This window comes from Enterobacter vonholyi, from assembly GCF_008364555.1.
Lineage (GTDB): Bacteria > Pseudomonadota > Gammaproteobacteria > Enterobacterales > Enterobacteriaceae > Enterobacter > Enterobacter vonholyi.
Window position 1 is genome coordinate 15,773 of sequence record NZ_VTUC01000007.1, and the last position, 19,021, is coordinate 34,793.

The following is a 19,021-nucleotide window of genomic DNA, read 5'->3' on the forward strand; positions in this document are numbered from 1 at the left end:
TGCCATCGCAAGGTGTCACGCCGTTTTTGTCTCTATTCCCCATGTGGCGCAGGCTGATCTATCACCCGGAAGTTAACTACGCACTGCGACAAACGCTGGTGTTGTGTCTTCCTGTGGCCATAGGCCTGATCCTCGGACATCTTCAACAAGGCCTGCTGTTTTCCCTCGTGCCCGCCTGCTGCAACATCGCCGGTCTGGACACGCCGCATAAGCGCTTTTTCAAACGCCTGATCGTTGGCGGCTGCCTGTTTGCGGGCTGTAGCCTCGCCGTACAGCTTTTACTGGCTCGTGATATCCCGCTGCCGCTGATCCTGACCGTGCTGGCGATGACCCTCGGCGTCACGGCAGAAATAAGTTCGCTGCACGCCCGCCTGCTTCCCGCGTCGCTGATTGCGGCCATCTTCACGCTGAGTCTCGCCGGGAATATGCCGGTGTGGGAGCCGCTGCTGATCTACGCCCTGGGGACGCTGTGGTACGGGCTGTTTAACTGGTTTTGGTTCTGGCTGTGGCGGGAACAGCCGCTGCGCGAATCCCTGAGCCTGCTCTATGTACAGCTTGCGGATTACTGCGAGGCCAAATACACCCTGCTCACTCAGCATACCGATCCGGAAAAATCCTTACCGCCGCTGCTGACGCGCCAGCAGAAGGTGGTGGATCTCATAAGCCAGTGCTATCAGCAGCTACACATGCTCACCGCCAACAAGAATCACGAATACAAACGGCTGCTGCGCACCTTCCAGGTCGGGCTCGATCTGCAGGAACATATCTCCGTTAGCCTTCATCATCCGCAGGAGGTGCAAAAGCTGGTCGAGCGCAGCCACGCCGAAGCGGTGATCCGCTGGAACGCGCAGTCCGTCTCCGCACGCCTGCGGGTGCTGGCCGATGATATTCTCTATCACCGCTACCCCACGCGCTTTAACATGGATAAACAGCTCGGCGCGCTGGAGAAAATCGCCCGCCAGCATCCGGATAACCCGGTCGGACAGTTTGCCGCCTGGCACTTCAGCCGCATCGCCCGGGTGTTGCGCACCCAGCGTCCGCTTTATCCACGAGACCTGATGGCGGATAAGCAAAAACGGCTGCCGTTATTGCCCGCGCTCAAAAGCTATCTTTCTTTTAAATCTTCCGCCCTGCGCAACGCCGCAAGGATTAGCGTGATGCTCAGTACCGCCAGCCTGATGGGCATGGCGCTGCATCTGCCGAAGCCCTACTGGATCTTAATGACCGTGCTGTTTGTCACCCAGAACGGCTACGGTGCCACGCGGGTGCGTATTCTGCACCGGGCGGGCGGCACCATGGCCGGACTGATCATTGCGGGCGTGACGCTGCACTTCCACGTGCCGGAAGGCTATACCCTTGCAGGGATGCTGGCGATCACGCTGGTGAGCTATCTAATTATCCGCAAAAACTACGGCTGGGCGATGGTGGGCTTTACGGTGACGGCGGTATATACCCTGCAGCTGCTTACGCTCAATGGCGAACAGTTTATTGTCGCCAGGCTGATTGATACTCTGATCGGCTGCCTGATTGCCTTTGGCGGCATGGTCTGGCTCTGGCCGCAATGGCAGAGCGGGCTGCTGAGACAGAACGCCCACGACGCGCTGGAGGCCGACCAGCAGGCCATTCGCCTGATCCTGAGCGACGACCCGCAGCCGTCCCCGCTGGCGTATCAGCGCATGAAGGTCAACCAGGCGCACAACGCCCTTTTCAACTCGCTCAACCAGGCGATGCAGGAGCCAGGCTTTAACTCGCACTATCTTGCCGATATGAAGCTCTGGGTGACGCACAGCCAGTTTATCGTCGAGCACATTAACGCCATGACCACGCTGGCGCGCGAGCACACGATGCTGACGCCGGACCTGGCGCAGCGCTATCTGCAGTCATGTGAAATTGCGTTGCAGAGGTGCCAGCAGCGCCTGGAGTATGACGCGCCGGGCGAGTCGGGAGACTCAAACATTCTGGAAGCGCCGGAGACGTTGACCCACGGGCCAATGAGCACGCTGGAGCAGCACTTGCAGCGCGTGCTGGGGCATCTGAACACCATGCACACCATTTCGTCGGTGGCATGGCGTCAGCGTCCGCATCACGGCATTTGGTTAACGCGCCGGTTGAAACGAACCGAATATTAGCCTTTAACGATCTTCGCAACCGCCGCGGCAAAGCGGGTTAACCCGTCTTCAATATCCTTATCCTCCACCACCAGCGACGGCGCAAAGCGCATCACGTCCGGCCCGGCGTTGAGCACCATCACCCCTTCGCGAGCGGCGGCGTGCAGAAAGTCGCGCGCGCGGCCCTTGTACCGCGGCTTCAGCTCGGCGCCAATCAGCAGCCCCATCCCGCGGATCTCGCTGAACACGTCGTACTGCTCATCAATCTTTTTCAGGTGCTTCACAAACAGCTCGCGCTTCGCGCTAACGCCGTTCAACACCTTTGGCGTGTTGATGATGTCGAATGCGGCACCCGCCACGGCGCTGGCCAGCGGGTTACCGCCGTAGGTGGAGCCGTGAGAACCGACGTGGAACGCAGAGGCGATCTCCTGTGTCGTCAGTACCGCACTCACCGGGAAACCACCGCCAAGCGCTTTGGCACTGGTCAGAATATCCGGCGTCACGCCGTAGTGCATATAAGCGAACAGATCGCCGGTACGCCCCATCCCGCACTGCACTTCATCAAAGACCAGCAGCGCCTGATGCTCGTCGCACAGCGCGCGCAGCCCTTTCAGGAATTCCGGGGTTGCCGCAGTCACGCCGCCTTCACCCTGGATCGGCTCGACAACAACTGCGCAGGTGTGGTCGTCCATCACCGCTTTCACCGCGTGCAGATCGTTAAACGGCACGTGGACGATATCGGCCGGTTTTGGGCCAAACCCGTCGGAATACTTCGGCTGGCCGCCAACAGAGACGGTAAAGAAGGAGCGTCCGTGGAAGGCGTTGTGGAAGGCGATGATTTTGGTTTTATACGGGCTGTGGCGCGTTGTCGCGTAGTAGCGCGCCAGCTTAAAGGCAGTTTCGTTGGCTTCAGTGCCAGAGTTCATAAACAGCACGCGTTCCGCGAAGGTCGCATCAATGATCTTGCGGCCCAGGCGCAGCGCCGGTTCGTTGGTGAACACGTTGCTGGTGTGCCACAGGGTTTCGCCCTGGGTTTTCAGCGCCTCCACCAGCGCGGGATGGCAATGACCCAGCGCCGTGACCGCAATACCACCCGCGAAATCCACATACTCTTTACCCTGCTGATCCCAGACGCGGCTGCCTTTTCCCTTCACCGGGATAAATTCAGCCGGTGCATAAATCGGCAGGATCACTTCATCAAATGTCGCGCGGGTAATTGCTGGTTGTTCAGTTGCCATGTCATGACCATCCATTTTATGTCACAGTGATTGTGAAAATATAATCACAAAATATGCATAAAAAATCACAGCAAGGCAACAGATATTCAGCGATGGAGGAAATTTGCCAGCAGCGCGTGCCCCTGCTCGCTGAGGATACTTTCCGGGTGGAACTGCACGCCTTCGAGATCCCATTCGCGGTGGCGAATCCCCATGATCTCCTGCGTATCGCTCCAGGCGGTCACCTCAAAGCAGTCGGGCAGCGTCGACGGGTCAATGACCAGGGAATGGTAGCGCGTCACGGTTAACGGATTATTGAGCCCCGTAAACACCCCGGTGCCGGCGTGGGTGACCGGAGAGGTTTTACCGTGCATCACTTTCACGGCGCGCACGATGGTGGCACCAAACGCCTGGGCAATTGCCTGATGCCCCAGGCAGACGCCCAGGATTGGCAGCTTGCCGGCATAGTGCTGGATAACCTCCAGCGAAATACCCGATTCCGACGGAGTGCAGGGGCCGGGTGAAATCACTATTTTCTGCGGCGCCAGCGTCTCGATATCGGCGAGAGCGATCTCGTCGTTACGGCGGACAACCACCTCTGCACCCAGTTCACAAAAATACTGGTAAAGGTTCCAGGTGAAGGAATCGTAGTTATCAATCAGCAGAATCATGGCGGCTCCCGAAAAAAATGCCGCCCTATTCTACTCAGATTCCCGCGCTTCGCTCACTACTTTGGCAAAGATTGCGTTTAACGCGGTTAAATCTCCCGTTGCGCCACTTCGGTTAGCCGCAACCCACTGCTCGGGGTCGATATCACGCCAGTCCAGCGAGTAGCCCGCGTGGAGCGACAGCTGCTCAAAGAAAACGCGTTGGGCAATACCGTTGCCACGCATAAACGGATGCAGCATGTTGATTTCGCAGTAGTAGTGGCTAACTCTGTCAACAAACGCAGCTTTCTCAAGACCCACAAGATACTTTTCGCTTTCCAGCGCCGCCATCAGCTCGTTCCCCATCTTTTCGATGTACTCAAAATGGCAGAAGGGAATGTCACCTTTAAAAATATCCTCGGTACGGAGCTCACCTGCCCGCTTCATCTCACTGCGGTACAGATGACGATGAATAAGGCACAGATGGGGTAGCCCGGGCGCGGAAGGCCCAAGCTCCAGCGTCTCAATATGGGGTTCTGAGGGACCATTACCTTTTTCAAGGAGACAACTGGCCTGTAAATTGACGTTACGCTGCTGTTCCCAGAGACGGGATTTTTGCTTGTCGGTGAGTTTTTTCACTTAACGCCTCCCTGAATAGTCCGTTTGCCACAAGTATAAGCAGCAAAACGCGCTTTCGCAGGGAGGGCTACATAACGCGGGCCGGAGAAGCCCGCGCTCAGAAGAGTTACGGCAGAACTTTGGCGGAGAGGATAACCACTGGTTTTGACGGGACATTCTGATACGGACCGACGTCGTGAGTAGGCACCTGAGAAATCTTGTCAGCCACGTCCATCCCTTTCACGATTTTACCAAAGACCGCATAGCCAAAGTCGCGCTGACCGTGGTCGAGGAAGGCGTTATCCGCTACGTTGAGGAAGAACTGGCTGGTCGCGCTGTCTTTGTCCGCGGTACGCGCCATTGAGATGGTGCCGCGCTTGTTCAGCAGGCCGTTGTCCGCTTCGTTTTTAATAGGCGGGTTTGGCTGTTTCTGCTGCATTTGCTCGTTGAAACCGCCACCCTGAATCATGAAGCCTGGGATCACGCGGTGGAATGTGGTGTTGTTGTAGAAACCGCTGTTCACATAGTCGAGGAAGTTTTTCACGGAAACAGGGGCTTTCTGGCTATTCAGTTCCAGCTCAATATTCCCGGCGGAGGTGGTCAGCAGAACGTGAGGGTCCCCTTTTGCTGCCAGCGCAGCAGGGGAAACGGCAGAAAGAGCAAACACAGCTGCGACAGCCGCCAGTGTTGATTTGAGCATGAGAATTCCTTAACAAAGCGCAGTATAAAAAGCGAATGGCTTGATTCTAAAGAGCAGTATGAACGGAGACCAGCCTTTTACCTAATTTTACGAAGTTGAAACAATTATTACTACGCAAACGATTGGTTATGCCGCCAATTAATGTGATTTAGATCACACTAAAACCTGCAATGACACATTCATTGCCCTTAAAAGATGGGAATAGATCACTTTAACGACTAAAATCTGCCCGCTCTCAGCGCCCCCTGGGCGCTTTTCTTTTTCTGAACAGGCCAGACATGACTAACAGCAATCGCATCAAGCTCACATGGATCAGCTTCTTCTCCTACGCCCTGACCGGCGCGTTGGTGATCGTCACCGGGATGGTGATGGGGAATATCGCAGACTACTTCCATCTGCCCGTTTCCAGCATGAGTAACACCTTCACCTTCCTCAACGCGGGGATCCTGATCTCTATCTTCCTGAATGCCTGGCTGATGGAAATCGTCCCGCTGAAAACCCAGTTACGCTTTGGCTTTGTACTGATGGTCGCCGCCGTGGCGGGTCTGATGCTAAGCCACAGCATCGCCCTGTTCTCAGCCGCCATGTTCGTTCTCGGTCTGGTCAGCGGGATCACTATGTCGATTGGTACGTTCCTGATTACCCATATGTATGAAGGCCGCCAGCGCGGCGCGCGTCTGCTGTTTACCGACTCCTTCTTCAGCATGGCCGGGATGATTTTCCCAATGGTCGCGGCCGTTCTGCTGGCCCGCAGCATTGAGTGGTACTGGGTCTATGCCTGCATTGGTCTGGTCTACGTGGCGATCTTTATTCTGACCTTCGGCTGCGAGTTCCCGGTGCTGGGCAAAAAAGCGCAAACCACTGCAGAACCCGTCGCGAAAGAGAAATGGGGTATCGGCGTGCTGTTCCTCTCCATCGCCGCCCTGTGCTACATCCTGGGCCAGCTGGGCTTTATCTCCTGGGTACCGGAATACGCCAAAGGTCTGGGTATGAGCCTGAACGATGCGGGTAAACTGGTGAGCGATTTCTGGATGTCTTACATGTTCGGCATGTGGGCGTTTAGCTTCATCCTGCGCTTCTTCGACCTGCAGCGCATTCTGACCGTGCTGGCGGGCCTGGCGACCGTGCTGATGTATCTGTTCATTAACGGCTCCCCGGAACATATGCCGTGGTTCATTCTGACCTTGGGCTTTTTCTCCAGCGCGATTTACACCTCGATCATCACCCTGGGTTCCCTGCAGACCAAAGTGGCTTCGCCGAAGCTGGTTAACTTCGTTCTGACCTGCGGCACCATCGGCACCATGCTGACCTTCGTGGTGACGGGCCCGATCGTTGCCCACAGCGGCCCGCTGGCCGCGCTGCACACCGCGAACGGTCTGTACGCCGTGGTGTTCATCATGTGCTTCGTTCTGGGCTTCGTGACCCGCCACCGCCAGCACAACGCGGCAGCGGCATCGCACTAAACCCTGCGCCCCTTTGCATTACGCAGAGGGGCTATTTCTGGCGAAGCTCACCTCTTCTCCTCCGTTATCCATCTGGATCCAGGTCTGCGCCAGCTGCGTGGTGGCAATAATTCGCCCCTGACGAATCGACCAGCGCACCGGCACCTGACAGCGCACCGCTTCAAACCCACTCTCAGCAGGCAAAATAATCAGGTTTGCCGGGTTTCCCGTAGCAATACCGTAATCGCTCAGGCCAAAGGTGCGGGCGCTGTTATGGGTAATCAGGTTCAGGCCGCTGTCGATTTGCGGATAGCCCATCATCTGGCAGACGTGCAGCCCCATATGCAGCACCTGCAGCATGTTGCCGGTGCCGAGCGGGTACCACGGATCGAAGACATCGTCATGACCAAAGCAGACGTTAATACCTGCTTCCTGCAGTTCTTTCACGCGGGTGATGCCGCGGCGCTTCGGATAGTCATCAAAGCGCCCCTGCAGGTGGATATTGACCAGCGGGTTAGCGACGAAGTTAATCCCCGACATCTTCAGCAGACGGAAGAGCCGCGAGGTGTAAGCGCCGTTGTAGGAGTGCATGGCGGTGGTATGGCTCGCCGTCACGCGCGGGCCGATGCCGGCCTCATACGCCAGCGCTGCCACCGTCTCGACAAACCGCGACTGCTCGTCGTCGATTTCATCGCAGTGGATATCCAGCGGACGGTCATACTTCTTCGCCAGTTCAAAAGCGATATGCAGCGACTGCACGCCATACTCGCGGGTGAACTCGAAGTGAGGGATCGCCCCCACCACGTCGGCGCCCAGCTTTAACGCCTCTTCCAGCAGCGCCGCGCCGTTCGGGTAAGAGAGAATCCCTTCCTGCGGAAACGCAACGATTTGCAGCGTTACCCACGGGGCCACCTCCTGCTTCACCTCCAGCATCGCCTTCAGGGCGGTAAGCGTCGGGTCGGAGACATCCACATGGGTTCGGACAAACTGGATGCCGTTAGCGATTTGCCACTTCAGCGTTTTCCAGGCGCGCGCTTTCACGTCGTCATGGCTGAGCAACGCCTTGCGCTCCGCCCAGCGCTCAATACCCTCAAACAGCGTGCCGGACTGGTTCCAGTTCGGCTCGCCCGCCGTCTGGGTCGTATCAAGATGGATATGCGGCTCAATGAACGGCGGGATAGCCAGCCCACCGCGCGCATTCAATACTTCATAACTTTCGGCGTGGGTGTCGTCCATCGGGGTGATGTCACCAAATCGCCCGTTCTCAATGGCGAGCTGCCACAGCCCTTCCCGACCCGGTAAACGAACATTCTGAACAAGCCATAACGGTGTTGTAGACATACCCTTCCCCTAAAAAACGCCGCTGATTTTCAGGCGTATCGATTTTGGCAAAACCATCTCCTGATTTGTACACAAATTCAACGAGCACGAAAAGCCTGCGATTTCCGCCACTTATAAAAATCCTGACAAATCAGTCGCATACCACCTAAGGAGTAGGCTAAGACGTATTTGATTTGCATCAATAAGCGCCACTGCTGAATCGTTAAGGTAGGCAATAATAGAAAAGAAATCGAGGCAATAATGAGCAAACTCAGACTCGCTATCATCGGTAACGGCATGGTCGGCCACCGCTTTATTGAGGATCTTCTCGATAAGGCCGATGCTGAGCAGTTCGATATTACCGTGTTCTGTGAAGAACCCCGCAAGGCGTACGACCGTGTGCACCTGTCTTCCTACTTCTCCCATCATACCGCCGAAGAGCTCTCTCTGGTGCGTGAAGGTTTCTACGAGAAGCATGGCGTAAAAGTGCTGGTGGGCGAACGCGCTATCACCATCAACCGTCAGGAAAAAGTGATCCACTCCAGCGCCGGACGTACGGTTTTTTACGACAAGCTGATCATGGCGACGGGCTCCTATCCGTGGATCCCGCCAATTAAAGGCTCGGAAACTCAGGATTGCTTCGTCTACCGTACCATTGAAGACCTTAACGCCATCGAATCCTGCGCGCGTCGAAGCAAACGCGGCGCGGTGGTGGGGGGCGGCCTGCTGGGTCTGGAAGCGGCAGGCGCGCTGAAAAACCTCGGCGTTGAAACCCATGTCATCGAATTTGCCCCGATGCTGATGGCAGAACAGCTCGACCACATGGGCGGTGACCAGCTGCGTCGTAAAATCGAAAGCATGGGCGTGAAGGTTCACACCAGCAAGAACACCAAAGAGATCGTTCAGGAAGGGACTGAAGCGCGCAAAACCATGCGCTTTGCCGACGGCAGCGAGCTGGAAGTGGACTTCATCGTCTTCTCCACCGGTATTCGTCCGCGCGACAAGCTGGCGACCCAGTGCGGTCTTGCCGTGGCGCAGCGCGGCGGGATCATGATTAACGACACCTGCCAAACCTCCGATCCGGATATCTACGCGATTGGCGAATGCGCCAGCTGGAACAACCGCGTATACGGTCTGGTGGCGCCCGGCTACAAAATGGCGCAGGTCGCAGTGGACCATATCCTCGGCAGCGAAAACGCCTTTACCGGCGCAGACATGAGCGCCAAGCTGAAGCTGCTGGGCGTAGATGTCGGCGGTATTGGCGATGCGCACGGCCGCACCCCGAATTCCCGCAGCTATGTCTATCTCGACGAAAGCAAAGAGGTCTACAAACGACTCATCGTCAGTCAGGACAACAAAACCCTGCTCGGCGCGGTGCTGGTGGGCGACACCAGTGACTTCGGCAATCTGCTCCAGCTGGTGCTCAACGCCATCGAACTGCCGGAAAACCCGGACGCGCTGATCCTTCCGGCTCATGCCTCCAGCGGCAAGCCGTCAATCGGCGTGGATAAACTGCCGGACAGCGCGCAGATTTGCTCCTGCTTCGACGTCACCAAAGGCATGCTGATCTCCGCCATCAACAAAGGCTGCCACACCGTTGCGGCCCTGAAAGCCGAAACCAAAGCCGGTACCGGCTGCGGCGGCTGTATTCCGCTGGTCACTCAGGTGCTGAACGCCGAACTGGCGAAACAGGGCATCGAAGTGAACAACAACCTGTGCGAGCACTTCGCTTATTCTCGCCAGGAGCTGTACCACCTGATCCGCGTGGAGGGCATTAAGTCCTTCGACGAACTGCTGGCGAAGCACGGCCAAGGCTACGGCTGCGAAGTGTGTAAACCGACCGTCGGCTCCCTGCTGGCCTCCTGCTGGAACGAGTACGTGCTCAAGCCCGAGCATACGCCGCTGCAGGACACCAACGACAACTTCCTGGCGAACATCCAGAAAGACGGCACCTACTCCGTTATTCCACGCTCAGCCGGGGGCGAAATCACGCCGGAAGGGCTGGTCGCCGTGGGCCGTATCGCGCGTGAATTTAACCTCTACACCAAAATCACCGGTTCCCAGCGTATCGGCCTGTTTGGCGCGCAGAAGGACGACCTGCCGGAAATCTGGCGTCAGCTGATTGAGGCGGGCTTCGAAACCGGTCACGCGTATGCCAAAGCGCTGCGCATGGCGAAAACCTGCGTGGGCAGCACCTGGTGCCGCTACGGCGTGGGCGACAGCGTGGGCTTCGGCGTGGAGCTGGAAAACCGCTACAAAGGCATCCGTACCCCGCACAAAATGAAGTTCGGCGTCTCCGGCTGCACCCGCGAATGTGCGGAAGCGCAGGGTAAAGACGTGGGTATTATTGCCACCGAGAAAGGCTGGAACCTGTATGTGTGCGGCAACGGCGGGATGAAACCGCGCCATGCGGACCTGCTGGCGGCGGATCTCGATCGCGACACGCTGATTCAGTATCTTGACCGATTCATGATGTTCTATATCCGCACCGCCGATAAGCTGACCCGTACCGCTTCCTGGCTCGATAACCTGGAAGGCGGCATCGACTACCTTAAATCAGTCATTATCGACGACAAGCTGGGCCTGAACGAGCATCTGGAAGCCGAGATGGCCCGCCTGCGCGAGGCGGTGATCTGCGAATGGACGGAAACCGTCAACACCCCGGCGGCGCAGACGCGCTTCAAACACTTCATAAATAGCACCCAGCGCGACCCGAACGTGCAGGTAGTGCCGGAGCGTGAACAGCATCGTCCGGCGACACCGTATGAACGCATTCCGGTTACGCTGGTGGAGGAAAACGCATGAGCCAGTGGGTAAACATCTGCAATATTAACGACATTCTCCCCGCAACCGGCGTCTGTGCGCTGCTGGGCAACGAGCAGGTGGCGATTTTTCGCCCTCGCCACGATGAACAGGTCTTTGCTATCAGCAACATCGACCCGTTCTTCGAGGCCAGCGTGCTCTCCCGCGGACTGATTGCCGAGCATCAGGGTGAACTGTGGGTCGCCAGCCCGTTGAAAAAGCAGCGTTTCCGCTTAACCGACGGACTCTGCATGGAAGATGAAAGCTTCTCGGTCAAACACTACGACGTCCGCGTGAAGGACGGCGAGGTGCAGCTGAAAGCTTAACCCCTCGCCTTTTCAATAGGAAAGGCTTATGACCCCTTATGGGTAACGGCAGGAAAAACCGTATGTTCTGTACGATTCCTGCTGTTATCCTGACGTCAATTCTTCCCCCGCCATGAATGCTGTGAGGTAACGTCGTGGATCACCTGCCGATTTTTTGTCAATTACGCAACCGCGACTGCCTGCTCGTGGGCGGCGGCGATGTGGCTGAACGCAAAGCGCGCCTGCTGTTAGAGGCTGGCGCCCGACTGACCGTTAACGCCATTGCCTTCGCCCCACAGTTTGAGGTCTGGGCTCAGGAAGGGATGCTCACTCTGGAACAGGGAGAGTTTGATGAGTCCCTGCTGGATACCTGCTGGCTGACCATTGCAGCGACGGATGACGATGAAGTGAACCAGCGCGTGAGCGATGCCTGCGAAGCGCGCAGAATTTTCTGCAACGTGGTGGATGCGCCGAAAGAGGCCAGCTTCATCATGCCGTCGATTATCGACCGCTCGCCGCTGATGATAGCCGTATCGTCCGGCGGACGCTCCCCGGTTCTCGCCCGCCTGCTGCGGGAAAAGCTGGAAGCCCTGCTGCCGCAGCATCTTGGTCAGATTGCGCATTACGCCGGGCAGCTCCGCTCCCGCGTGAAGCAAACCTTTTTGACCGTGGGCGAGCGTCGTCGCTTCTGGGAAAAATTCTTTGTGAACGACAGGCTGGCGCAGTCGCTGGCGAATCAGGACACCAAAGCCGTTGAAGAGACCACCGAACAGCTGCTGAGCGAGCCGTTGGAGCACCGCGGTGAAGTGGTGCTGGTGGGCGCAGGCCCCGGCGATGCGGGCTTGCTGACGCTAAAAGGGCTACAGCAGATCCAGCAGGCCGATACCGTGGTTTACGATCGCCTGGTCTCCGATGACATCATGAACCTGGTGCGCCGCGATGCCGACCGCGTCTTCGTGGGCAAACGGGCGGGCTACCACTGCGTGCCGCAGGAGGAGATTAACCAGATCCTTCTGCGCGAGGCGCAGAAAGGTAAACGCGTGGTGCGCCTTAAGGGTGGCGATCCGTTTATCTTTGGTCGCGGCGGCGAGGAGCTGGAAACTCTCTGTGACGCGGGTATTCCCTTCTCCGTCGTGCCGGGCATTACGGCGGCATCCGGCTGTTCAGCGTACTCTGGCATTCCGCTGACCCACCGCGACTACGCCCAAAGCGTGCGTCTGGTGACGGGGCATCTTAAAACCGGCAGCGAGCTGGACTGGCATAACCTGGCCGCTGAAAAGCAGACGCTGGTGTTCTACATGGGGCTAAACCAGGCAGCCACGATTCAGGCGAAGCTGCTGGAGCACGGTATGAATGCGGATATGCCCGTCGCGCTGGTCGAAAACGGCACCGCCATTACGCAGCGCGTGGTGGATGGCGTGCTGACGCAGCTAGGCGAGCTGGCGCAGCAGGTCGAAAGCCCGGCGCTGATCGTGGTGGGCCGCGTGGTTGAGCTGCGCGATAAGCTGAACTGGTTCTCGAATCACTAACGCATATTCTTCCTTTCCGGAGTAGTCCCTATGCGGACTACTCCGCTCTTACTGCTGTCGATAACATACTGCCCCGAAGTGGAACTTTCCCCTTTATTCCCTTGATATACATCTAACTTTTGTTTTTAAGACAAGGAATGCGTATGTTCAAACTGGCAAAGGCCGCCGTTTTGGTTGGCCTGTTATCGACTCTGACTGCCTGTACCGGTCATGTACAGAACACCAAAAATAACTGCAGCTACGATTACCTGCTGCACCCGGCGATCTCCATTTCGAAGATCATCGGTGGTTGCGGTCCGGCGGCACAGCAGTAAGCGTTTTACAGGCGTAAAAAAACCGGGATGTCCCGGTTTTTTAGTTTTGGAGAGTGTGTTTTTTGTCGGGTGGCGGCTTTGCCTTACCCGACCTACACGATCCTGTAGGCCGGGTAAGCGTTAGCGACACCCGGCAAGCAGACTCAAGGCTTCGCAACAAACCCAATCGCTTCATACACCGCTTTCAGGGTTTCGGACGCGCGCGCGCTGGCTTTTTCCGCGCCCTCTTTCATCACTTTCTGCAGGAAAGCTTCGTCGTTACGGTAGCGGTGATAACGCTCCTGCAGCTCAGTAAGCATGCCGGAAACGGCATCTGCCACTTCGCCTTTCAGGTGGCCGTACATCTTGCCTTCGAAGTGTTTTTCCAGCTCAGGGATGCTCTGGCCGGTGACGCCGGAGAGGATATCCAGCAGGTTGGAGACGCCCGCTTTGTTCTGCACGTCGTAGCGCACTACAGGCGGCTCGTCGGAGTCCGTGACCGCGCGCTTGAGCTTTTTGACGACGGATTTCGGATCTTCCAGCAGGCCGATAACGTTGTTGCGGTTATCGTCAGACTTGGACATCTTCTTGGTCGGCTCCAGCAACGACATCACGCGCGCGCCGGACTTCGGAATGAATGGCTCAGGCACTTTAAACACATCGCCATAGATCGCGTTAAAGCGCTGGGCGATGTCACGGCTCAGCTCCAGGTGCTGCTTCTGGTCTTCACCCACCGGCACCTGGTTGGTTTGATACAGCAGGATGTCTGCCGCCATCAGCACAGGATAGTCAAACAGACCGGCGTTGATGTTTTCAGAGTAGCGGGCAGATTTATCCTTGAACTGGGTCATGCGGCTCAGCTCGCCGAAATAGGTGTAGCAGTTCAGCGCCCAGCCCAGCTGCGCGTGCTCCGGCACGTGGGACTGAACGAAAATGGTGCTCTTCTCAGGATCGATGCCGCAGGCCAGGTACAGCGCCAGGGTGTCCAGCGTGGCTTTGCGCAGCTTCTCAGGATCCTGACGCGCGGTAATCGCATGGAGATCGACGATGCAGTAAATGCAATGGTACTCATCCTGCATGCTGACCCACTGACGTAGCGCACCCATGTAGTTACCAATGGTCAATTCACCTGAAGGCTGTGCGCCACTAAAAACGATGGGCTTAGTCATTGTTCAATTCCTGATTTTCACTGTGCGAAAGCCCGAGAGCGGGCAACAAATCTTTGAAGTGGTCGAAAACAACGTCCGGCTCACTCAGCGTGATGGCTTCACCGTAGTTGTAGCCATAGGTTAACCCCACGGAAGGACATCCAGCCGCGCGGGCAGCCAGAATATCATTGCGTGAATCGCCGACAAAGAGCAGCTCCGCAGGCGTTAAGGATAATTTTCCTGCCACCAGCAGCAGCGGTTCCGGATGGGGCTTTTTGTTTTGCACGTCGTCGCCGCCCACAATCACGGAGAAATACTTCGCGATATCGAGCGCTTCCAGCAGAGGTGCGACAAAAGGTGTCGGTTTGTTGGTCACCAGTCCCAGCGGAATGCCCTTCGCGGACAGCGCGCTCAGCGTTTCCTGAACGTCCGGGAACAGGAAGCTGCCCTCTTCGACCGTCTCTTCATAGAAACGATCGAACAGTTTGCGCAGAATACGCAGCTGCTCTTCCTGCGGGATATCCGCGTGATCGACGCTCGGTTTACCCTGGGCGGAACGCTGTGACGCACGCTCCTGACGCGCCCACGTCAACGCGCGCTCCATCAGAACATCGGCCCCGTTGCCAATCCACGTGACGACACGCTCTTCACCCGCAACGGGGAGTTCAAGCGCGTACAGCGCCTGGTCTACGGCGCTCGTTAAGCCCGGCGCGCTGTCGACCAGCGTGCCGTCGAGGTCAAATGCGATACCCCGAATTGCCTGCAATTTATCCATGACTTACCTTCGCCAGCTCGCGGCGCATTTCATCAATGACTTTTTTGTAATCCGGTTGGTCGAAAATGGCTGAACCGGCAACGAACATATCCGCACCTGCCGCCGCAATTTCACCAATGTTATTCACTTTCACACCGCCGTCCACTTCCAGACGAATATCGTAACCTGACTCATCAATGCGACGGCGTACTTCACGCAGCTTATCCAGCGTGTGGGGGATAAACGACTGACCGCCAAAGCCCGGGTTAACGGACATCAGCAGGATCACGTCCAGTTTATCCATGACATAATCGAGATAGCTCAGCGGCGTGGCCGGGTTAAACACCAGGCCCGCTTTACAACCGTTCTCTTTGATCAGCTGCAGCGTGCGGTCTACGTGTTCAGAGGCTTCCGGATGGAAAGTGATGATGCTGGCACCCGCTGCGGCGAAGTCAGGCACGATGCGATCAACAGGCTTCACCATAAGATGAACGTCGATCGGGGCGGTAATGCCGTAGTTACGTAATGCTTTGAGCACCATTGGGCCAATGGTCAGATTAGGGACGTAGTGGTTGTCCATAACGTCGAAATGGACAACATCTGCACCAGCCGCGAGAGCTTTGGCAGTGTCTTCACCCAGGCGGGCAAAATCGGCCGACAGAATTGAGGGAGCAATCAAAAACTGTTTCATCCGCTTCTCCTTGAAATGTGTTTACCGGCGGGCAAAACGGCTCAGGGGCGATAAAGAGCCAGAAGTTCGTCCACCTTTTTACGCGTGCCGCCGTTGCTGCTAATGCTACGCCGCACCTTAACCTGAAAATGCTTCGCGGCTTTGTACCATTCGCGCGTATCAGGCGTGTCGTGATTTGAAATTAACACCGGAATTCTTTTGCTGACCAGCTTTTCCGCCATCTCAGCCAGACGAGCCTGTTCGGCCGGGCTGAAGCTGTTGGTGTGATAAGCGGTGAAATTCGCCGTTGCAGACAATGGTGCGTAAGGCGGATCACAGTAAACCACCGAGTTTACGCCTGCCAGCTCCATACACTCTTCATAGGAGAGGCAATGAAACTCAGCGTTCTGCGCTTTTTCGGCAAAGTGATACAGCTCGTCCTGCGGGAAATACGGGCGCTTATAGCGACCAAACGGCACGTTAAATTCCCCACGAAGATTATACCGGCACAGGCCGTTGTAACCATGACGGTTGAGATAGAGGAATAGCAGCGCTCTACGGAATGGATCCTGGCTCTGATTAAACTCCGCGCGGAACTGATAGTAGACGTCAGGGGTGTTGTTCTCTGGCGTAAACAGTTTGCGCGCCTCTGCGACATACTCTTCAGTGCGCAGCTTAACGATGTTATAGAGGCTGATAAGATCGTTGTTGATATCCGCCAGGATATAACGAGAAAAATCGGTGTTGAGGAACACCGATCCTGCACCCACGAAAGGCTCGATTAGACACTCGCCTTCAGGCAGGTGTTTTTTAATATCATCGAGCAGGGGGTATTTTCCCCCTGCCCATTTCAGAAAAGCGCGATTTTTTTTCATGCTGACTAACTGATTACACCTTCTCCGGCTGTGGAGAAAGCTCCGACAGCATCCTGCGCTTTAAACATTACTTCAGATCGGCCTGAACCTGATGAATCGGCTTCGCCCAGGGGTTTTTCGCCTGAACATCCGCTGGCAGTGCCGCAACGGCACGTTTTGCTTCATCTTTGGACGAATAAACACCGCTCACCAGCACATACCAGGGCTGACCGTTACGGGTCGTCTGATAAACAACATAGTTTTTCAGATTTGATTTCTTCGCCCAGCTGTTGAGGTTGTCATAGTTAGACGAACTGCTCAGCTGCAGCGTGTAGTTGCTGGATGGCGCAGACTTTAGCGAACCAACGTTACCTGCAGTTTTGCCTGCGGTGCTGCTGGAGGCTGTTGCCGTGGCAGCTGGAGCCGTTGCTGCAGGCGCAGCTGTGGCAGCCGGTGCTGTTGTGGTCGCCGTTGCTTTCGGCGCCGTCTGCGTGACTGGCGCTTTCGCAGGCTCGCTCACCGCCGCCGTTTCAGTATGTTTCGGCTGTGCCGGTACGGCTTTCACTTCAGGCGCTTTGACTACTGACTGAGGTTTGGTTTCACGCTTAGGCTCAATCACCGCCTGCTTACGTTCAGGACGTGTCGCAGTTTGCGTCTGGCGCGGTTTGGTTTCCGTCGCAGCCGTTTGTGGCTGGGCGTTACCACCGCGAATCGGGGCAACGGTTGCAGGTTCAGTTGGCAGCGTAGAGTTAACCACGACGTTATCAACCTGCTGCTGGTTCTGCGGCTGCGTCAGCGCATTGTTCAGGTCTCCCTGAACTTCTACGCGCTGCTGACCTTCAGGCGTAGCAGGTGCCTGGCCCTGAGCAGGGGTTGAAGAAACGGGCGGCAGAGAAACATCCTGCGGCGCTGTGGTGTTGCCTGCGGTCTGCTCTGCAGAAGTCGCTCCCGGCGCTGGCTGTGCGCCATTCGCCTGATTGGTCGCATCGTTACCGGACAGGTTGATGCTCTTCTCAGCGGAAGCCGTTTGCTCGGTTGAGTTCGTTGACGGCGCTTTAAGCGCGGAGCCAATGCCGACAATCAGCAGCACAAGCACCAGAACGCCAAGGCCCATCATGATGTACTGGCGGGAAGCCGGTTTCGGCGCAGCGGCTTTTTTACGTTTACGCGGGCGACGCTCTACAGGCTGTTCGTCCATTGAATCTTCTTCGGACTCATAATCCTCTTCTGCTCGCTCTTCGTGCGCGTTGCGGCTGCGCGAAGGGCGACGATCGTCTGCATCCAGATCAACATCGTCAAAGTTGATCTGCGGCTCGTTATCACGTTCTGAAGATTGACGAGAACGACCAGTACGACGATCGCTGGGATCGGGTTTCAGCTCGTCTTCTGGTTTGAATTCATCCATTTAACACCCCACTCAAAGGCTTATGCCAACGACTTTGCATTTCACCTGAAGCTAAACGACCACCTGCGACAGTGGCCTGACCTTTCTAGTTGTTACGCCTGCTGACAATCAGCGATAGCGCCAAGAACGACATCGTGCGGCACTCCGCCGCGCACTTCACTCTTCCCTATTGCAAGCGGGAGTACAAGACGCATCTCACCTGCCAATACTTTTTTATCGCGCATCATGTGGGGTAAATACGCTTGCGCCGACATCTCCTGCGGCCCGGTCACCGGCAAACCTGCACGTTCAAGCAGCGCAATGATACGTGCCGTCTCTTCCGGTTTGAACTGTCCGAGGCGTTCAGAGGTGCGGGCTGCCATGACCATTCCGGCCGCGACGGCTTCACCGTGCAGCCAGTTGCCGTAACCCATTTCGGCTTCAATCGCGTGACCAAACGTATGCCCAAGATTCAGTAAAGCACGTAAGCCCGTTTCACGCTCGTCTGCTGCGACAACTTCTGCTTTCAGCTCACAGCAACGACGAATGCAGTATGCCAGTTTAGCCTCATCCAGGCCCAGCAACGCATCCATATTCTCTTCAAGCCAGACAAAGAACTCGCCATCCAGAATAATGCCGTATTTGATCACTTCCGCCAGACCCGAAGCCAGTTCGCGCTTCGGCAGGGTTTTCAGACAGTCGAGATCCACCACCACCGATGCAGGCTGGTAGAACGCACCAATCATGTTTTTGCCGAGCGGATGGTTGACTGCCGTTTTGCCACCCACAGAGGAGTCGACCTGGGACAGCAACGTGGTTGGGATTTGAATAAAACGGACGCCGCGCTGATAGCTTGCGGCCGCAAAGCCGGTCAGATCGCCCACAACACCGCCGCCCAGGGCAAGCAGTGTTGTATCGCGACCGTGCGGTTTTTGCAGCAATGCGGTAAAGACGGTATCCAGTACCGTCAGGCTTTTATACTGCTCGCCATCGGGGAGAATCACACTGTCGACTTTTACGCCCGCCTGCTCAAGCAGATGGCGTACGCGGTCGAGATAAAGCGGAGCCAGCGTCTCATTGGTGACCAGCATCGCCTGATCACCCGCTTTCAGTGGTAAAAAGGAAGCTGGGTCGTTAAACAAACCAGCCGCGATGGTGATAGGGTAACTACGTTCCCCGAGAGTAACTGTAATCCTCTCCATGACGCGACATCCACCTTTAATGCTTTTA

General features: G+C 56.6%; 17 protein-coding genes. 6 read left to right on the forward strand and 11 right to left on the reverse strand.

Annotated features, from left to right (window positions below; genetic code table 11):
* Positions 1-41: 41 nt before the first annotated feature.
* Positions 42-2,129 carry a YccS/YhfK family putative transporter gene (locus tag F0319_RS13025; protein WP_149367192.1) on the forward strand — a complete coding sequence of 696 codons (2,088 nt, stop codon included), beginning with the start codon at positions 42-44 and terminating at the stop codon, positions 2,127-2,129.
* Here F0319_RS13025 and argD read toward each other — a convergent pair.
* The 4 genes from argD to ppiA form a co-directional block, all read right to left on the reverse strand.
* Complete coding sequence (argD, locus tag F0319_RS13030) at positions 2,126-3,346, reverse strand: bifunctional acetylornithine/succinyldiaminopimelate transaminase (protein ID WP_188035105.1); 1,221 nt, start codon at positions 3,344-3,346, stop codon at positions 2,126-2,128. The two genes, F0319_RS13025 and argD, sit on opposite strands and share 4 nt — an antisense overlap.
* A gap of 86 nt (positions 3,347-3,432) precedes the next feature.
* Entirely contained in the window at positions 3,433-3,996 is a 564-nt protein-coding gene (gene pabA, locus F0319_RS13035; protein ID WP_111963783.1) for an aminodeoxychorismate synthase component 2, read from the reverse strand.
* 30 nt (positions 3,997-4,026) lie between these two features.
* Positions 4,027-4,611, reverse strand: a complete 585-nt coding sequence (locus F0319_RS13040) for a putative adenosine monophosphate-protein transferase Fic (RefSeq protein ID WP_149367139.1) — start codon at positions 4,609-4,611, stop codon at positions 4,027-4,029.
* Between the two features lie 106 nt (positions 4,612-4,717).
* Positions 4,718-5,290: a peptidylprolyl isomerase A gene (gene ppiA, locus F0319_RS13045; RefSeq protein WP_014885514.1), complete on the reverse strand. Its 573-nt coding sequence runs from the start codon at positions 5,288-5,290 to the stop codon at positions 4,718-4,720.
* Between the two features lie 278 nt (positions 5,291-5,568).
* Between ppiA and tsgA the strand changes: the two genes are divergently transcribed.
* The gene (gene tsgA / locus F0319_RS13050; protein ID WP_115876870.1) at positions 5,569-6,753 is read left to right on the forward strand and encodes an MFS transporter TsgA; all 1,185 of its coding nucleotides are present in this window, start codon (positions 5,569-5,571) and stop codon (positions 6,751-6,753) included.
* An 18-nt stretch (positions 6,754-6,771) separates the two neighbouring features.
* Here tsgA and F0319_RS13055 read toward each other — a convergent pair whose 3' ends face one another.
* The gene (locus tag F0319_RS13055; protein ID WP_149367140.1) at positions 6,772-8,073 is read right to left on the reverse strand and encodes a cytosine deaminase; all 1,302 of its coding nucleotides are present in this window, start codon (positions 8,071-8,073) and stop codon (positions 6,772-6,774) included.
* 240 nt (positions 8,074-8,313) lie between these two features.
* Between F0319_RS13055 and nirB the strand changes: the two genes are divergently transcribed.
* The 4 genes from nirB to F0319_RS13075 all read left to right on the forward strand — a co-directional run bounded on the left by nirB (position 8,314) and on the right by F0319_RS13075 (position 13,002).
* Complete coding sequence (gene nirB, locus F0319_RS13060) at positions 8,314-10,857, forward strand: nitrite reductase large subunit NirB (protein ID WP_149367141.1); 2,544 nt, start codon at positions 8,314-8,316, stop codon at positions 10,855-10,857.
* On the forward strand, positions 10,854-11,180 hold the full coding sequence (nirD, locus tag F0319_RS13065; protein ID WP_008503027.1) for a nitrite reductase small subunit NirD: 327 nt from the start codon (positions 10,854-10,856) through the stop codon (positions 11,178-11,180). Before nirB ends, nirD begins: the two co-directional genes overlap by 4 nt.
* A gap of 134 nt (positions 11,181-11,314) precedes the next feature.
* Positions 11,315-12,688, forward strand: coding sequence for a siroheme synthase CysG (gene cysG, locus F0319_RS13070; RefSeq protein ID WP_149367142.1), 1,374 nt, complete (start codon positions 11,315-11,317; stop codon positions 12,686-12,688).
* Positions 12,689-12,831: 143 nt separating this feature from the next.
* A complete protein-coding gene (locus F0319_RS13075) occupies positions 12,832-13,002 on the forward strand; it encodes a YhfL family protein (RefSeq protein WP_008503029.1) in 171 nt (56 codons plus the stop codon).
* Positions 13,003-13,145: 143 nt separating this feature from the next.
* On the opposite strand, the gene trpS is transcribed toward F0319_RS13075, so the two are convergent.
* The 6 genes from trpS to aroB form a co-directional block, all read right to left on the reverse strand.
* The gene (gene trpS / locus F0319_RS13080) at positions 13,146-14,150 is read right to left on the reverse strand and encodes a tryptophan--tRNA ligase (RefSeq protein ID WP_111963776.1); all 1,005 of its coding nucleotides are present in this window, start codon (positions 14,148-14,150) and stop codon (positions 13,146-13,148) included.
* Complete coding sequence (gph, locus tag F0319_RS13085; protein WP_111963775.1) at positions 14,143-14,904, reverse strand: phosphoglycolate phosphatase; 762 nt, start codon at positions 14,902-14,904, stop codon at positions 14,143-14,145. Before gph ends, trpS begins: the two co-directional genes overlap by 8 nt.
* On the reverse strand, positions 14,897-15,574 hold the full coding sequence (gene rpe / locus F0319_RS13090; RefSeq protein ID WP_024907923.1) for a ribulose-phosphate 3-epimerase: 678 nt from the start codon (positions 15,572-15,574) through the stop codon (positions 14,897-14,899). Before rpe ends, gph begins: the two co-directional genes overlap by 8 nt.
* Before the next feature lie 41 nt (positions 15,575-15,615).
* Positions 15,616-16,428 (reverse strand): adenine-specific DNA-methyltransferase, encoded by an 813-nt coding sequence (gene dam / locus F0319_RS13095; protein WP_111963774.1) that lies wholly within the window; start codon positions 16,426-16,428, stop codon positions 15,616-15,618.
* Between the two features lie 67 nt (positions 16,429-16,495).
* A complete protein-coding gene (gene damX / locus F0319_RS13100) occupies positions 16,496-17,812 on the reverse strand; it encodes a cell division protein DamX (RefSeq protein WP_149367143.1) in 1,317 nt (438 codons plus the stop codon).
* Between the two features lie 92 nt (positions 17,813-17,904).
* Positions 17,905-18,993, reverse strand: a complete 1,089-nt coding sequence (aroB, locus tag F0319_RS13105; RefSeq protein WP_111963772.1) for a 3-dehydroquinate synthase — start codon at positions 18,991-18,993, stop codon at positions 17,905-17,907.
* Between the last annotated feature and the right edge of the window lie 28 nt (positions 18,994-19,021).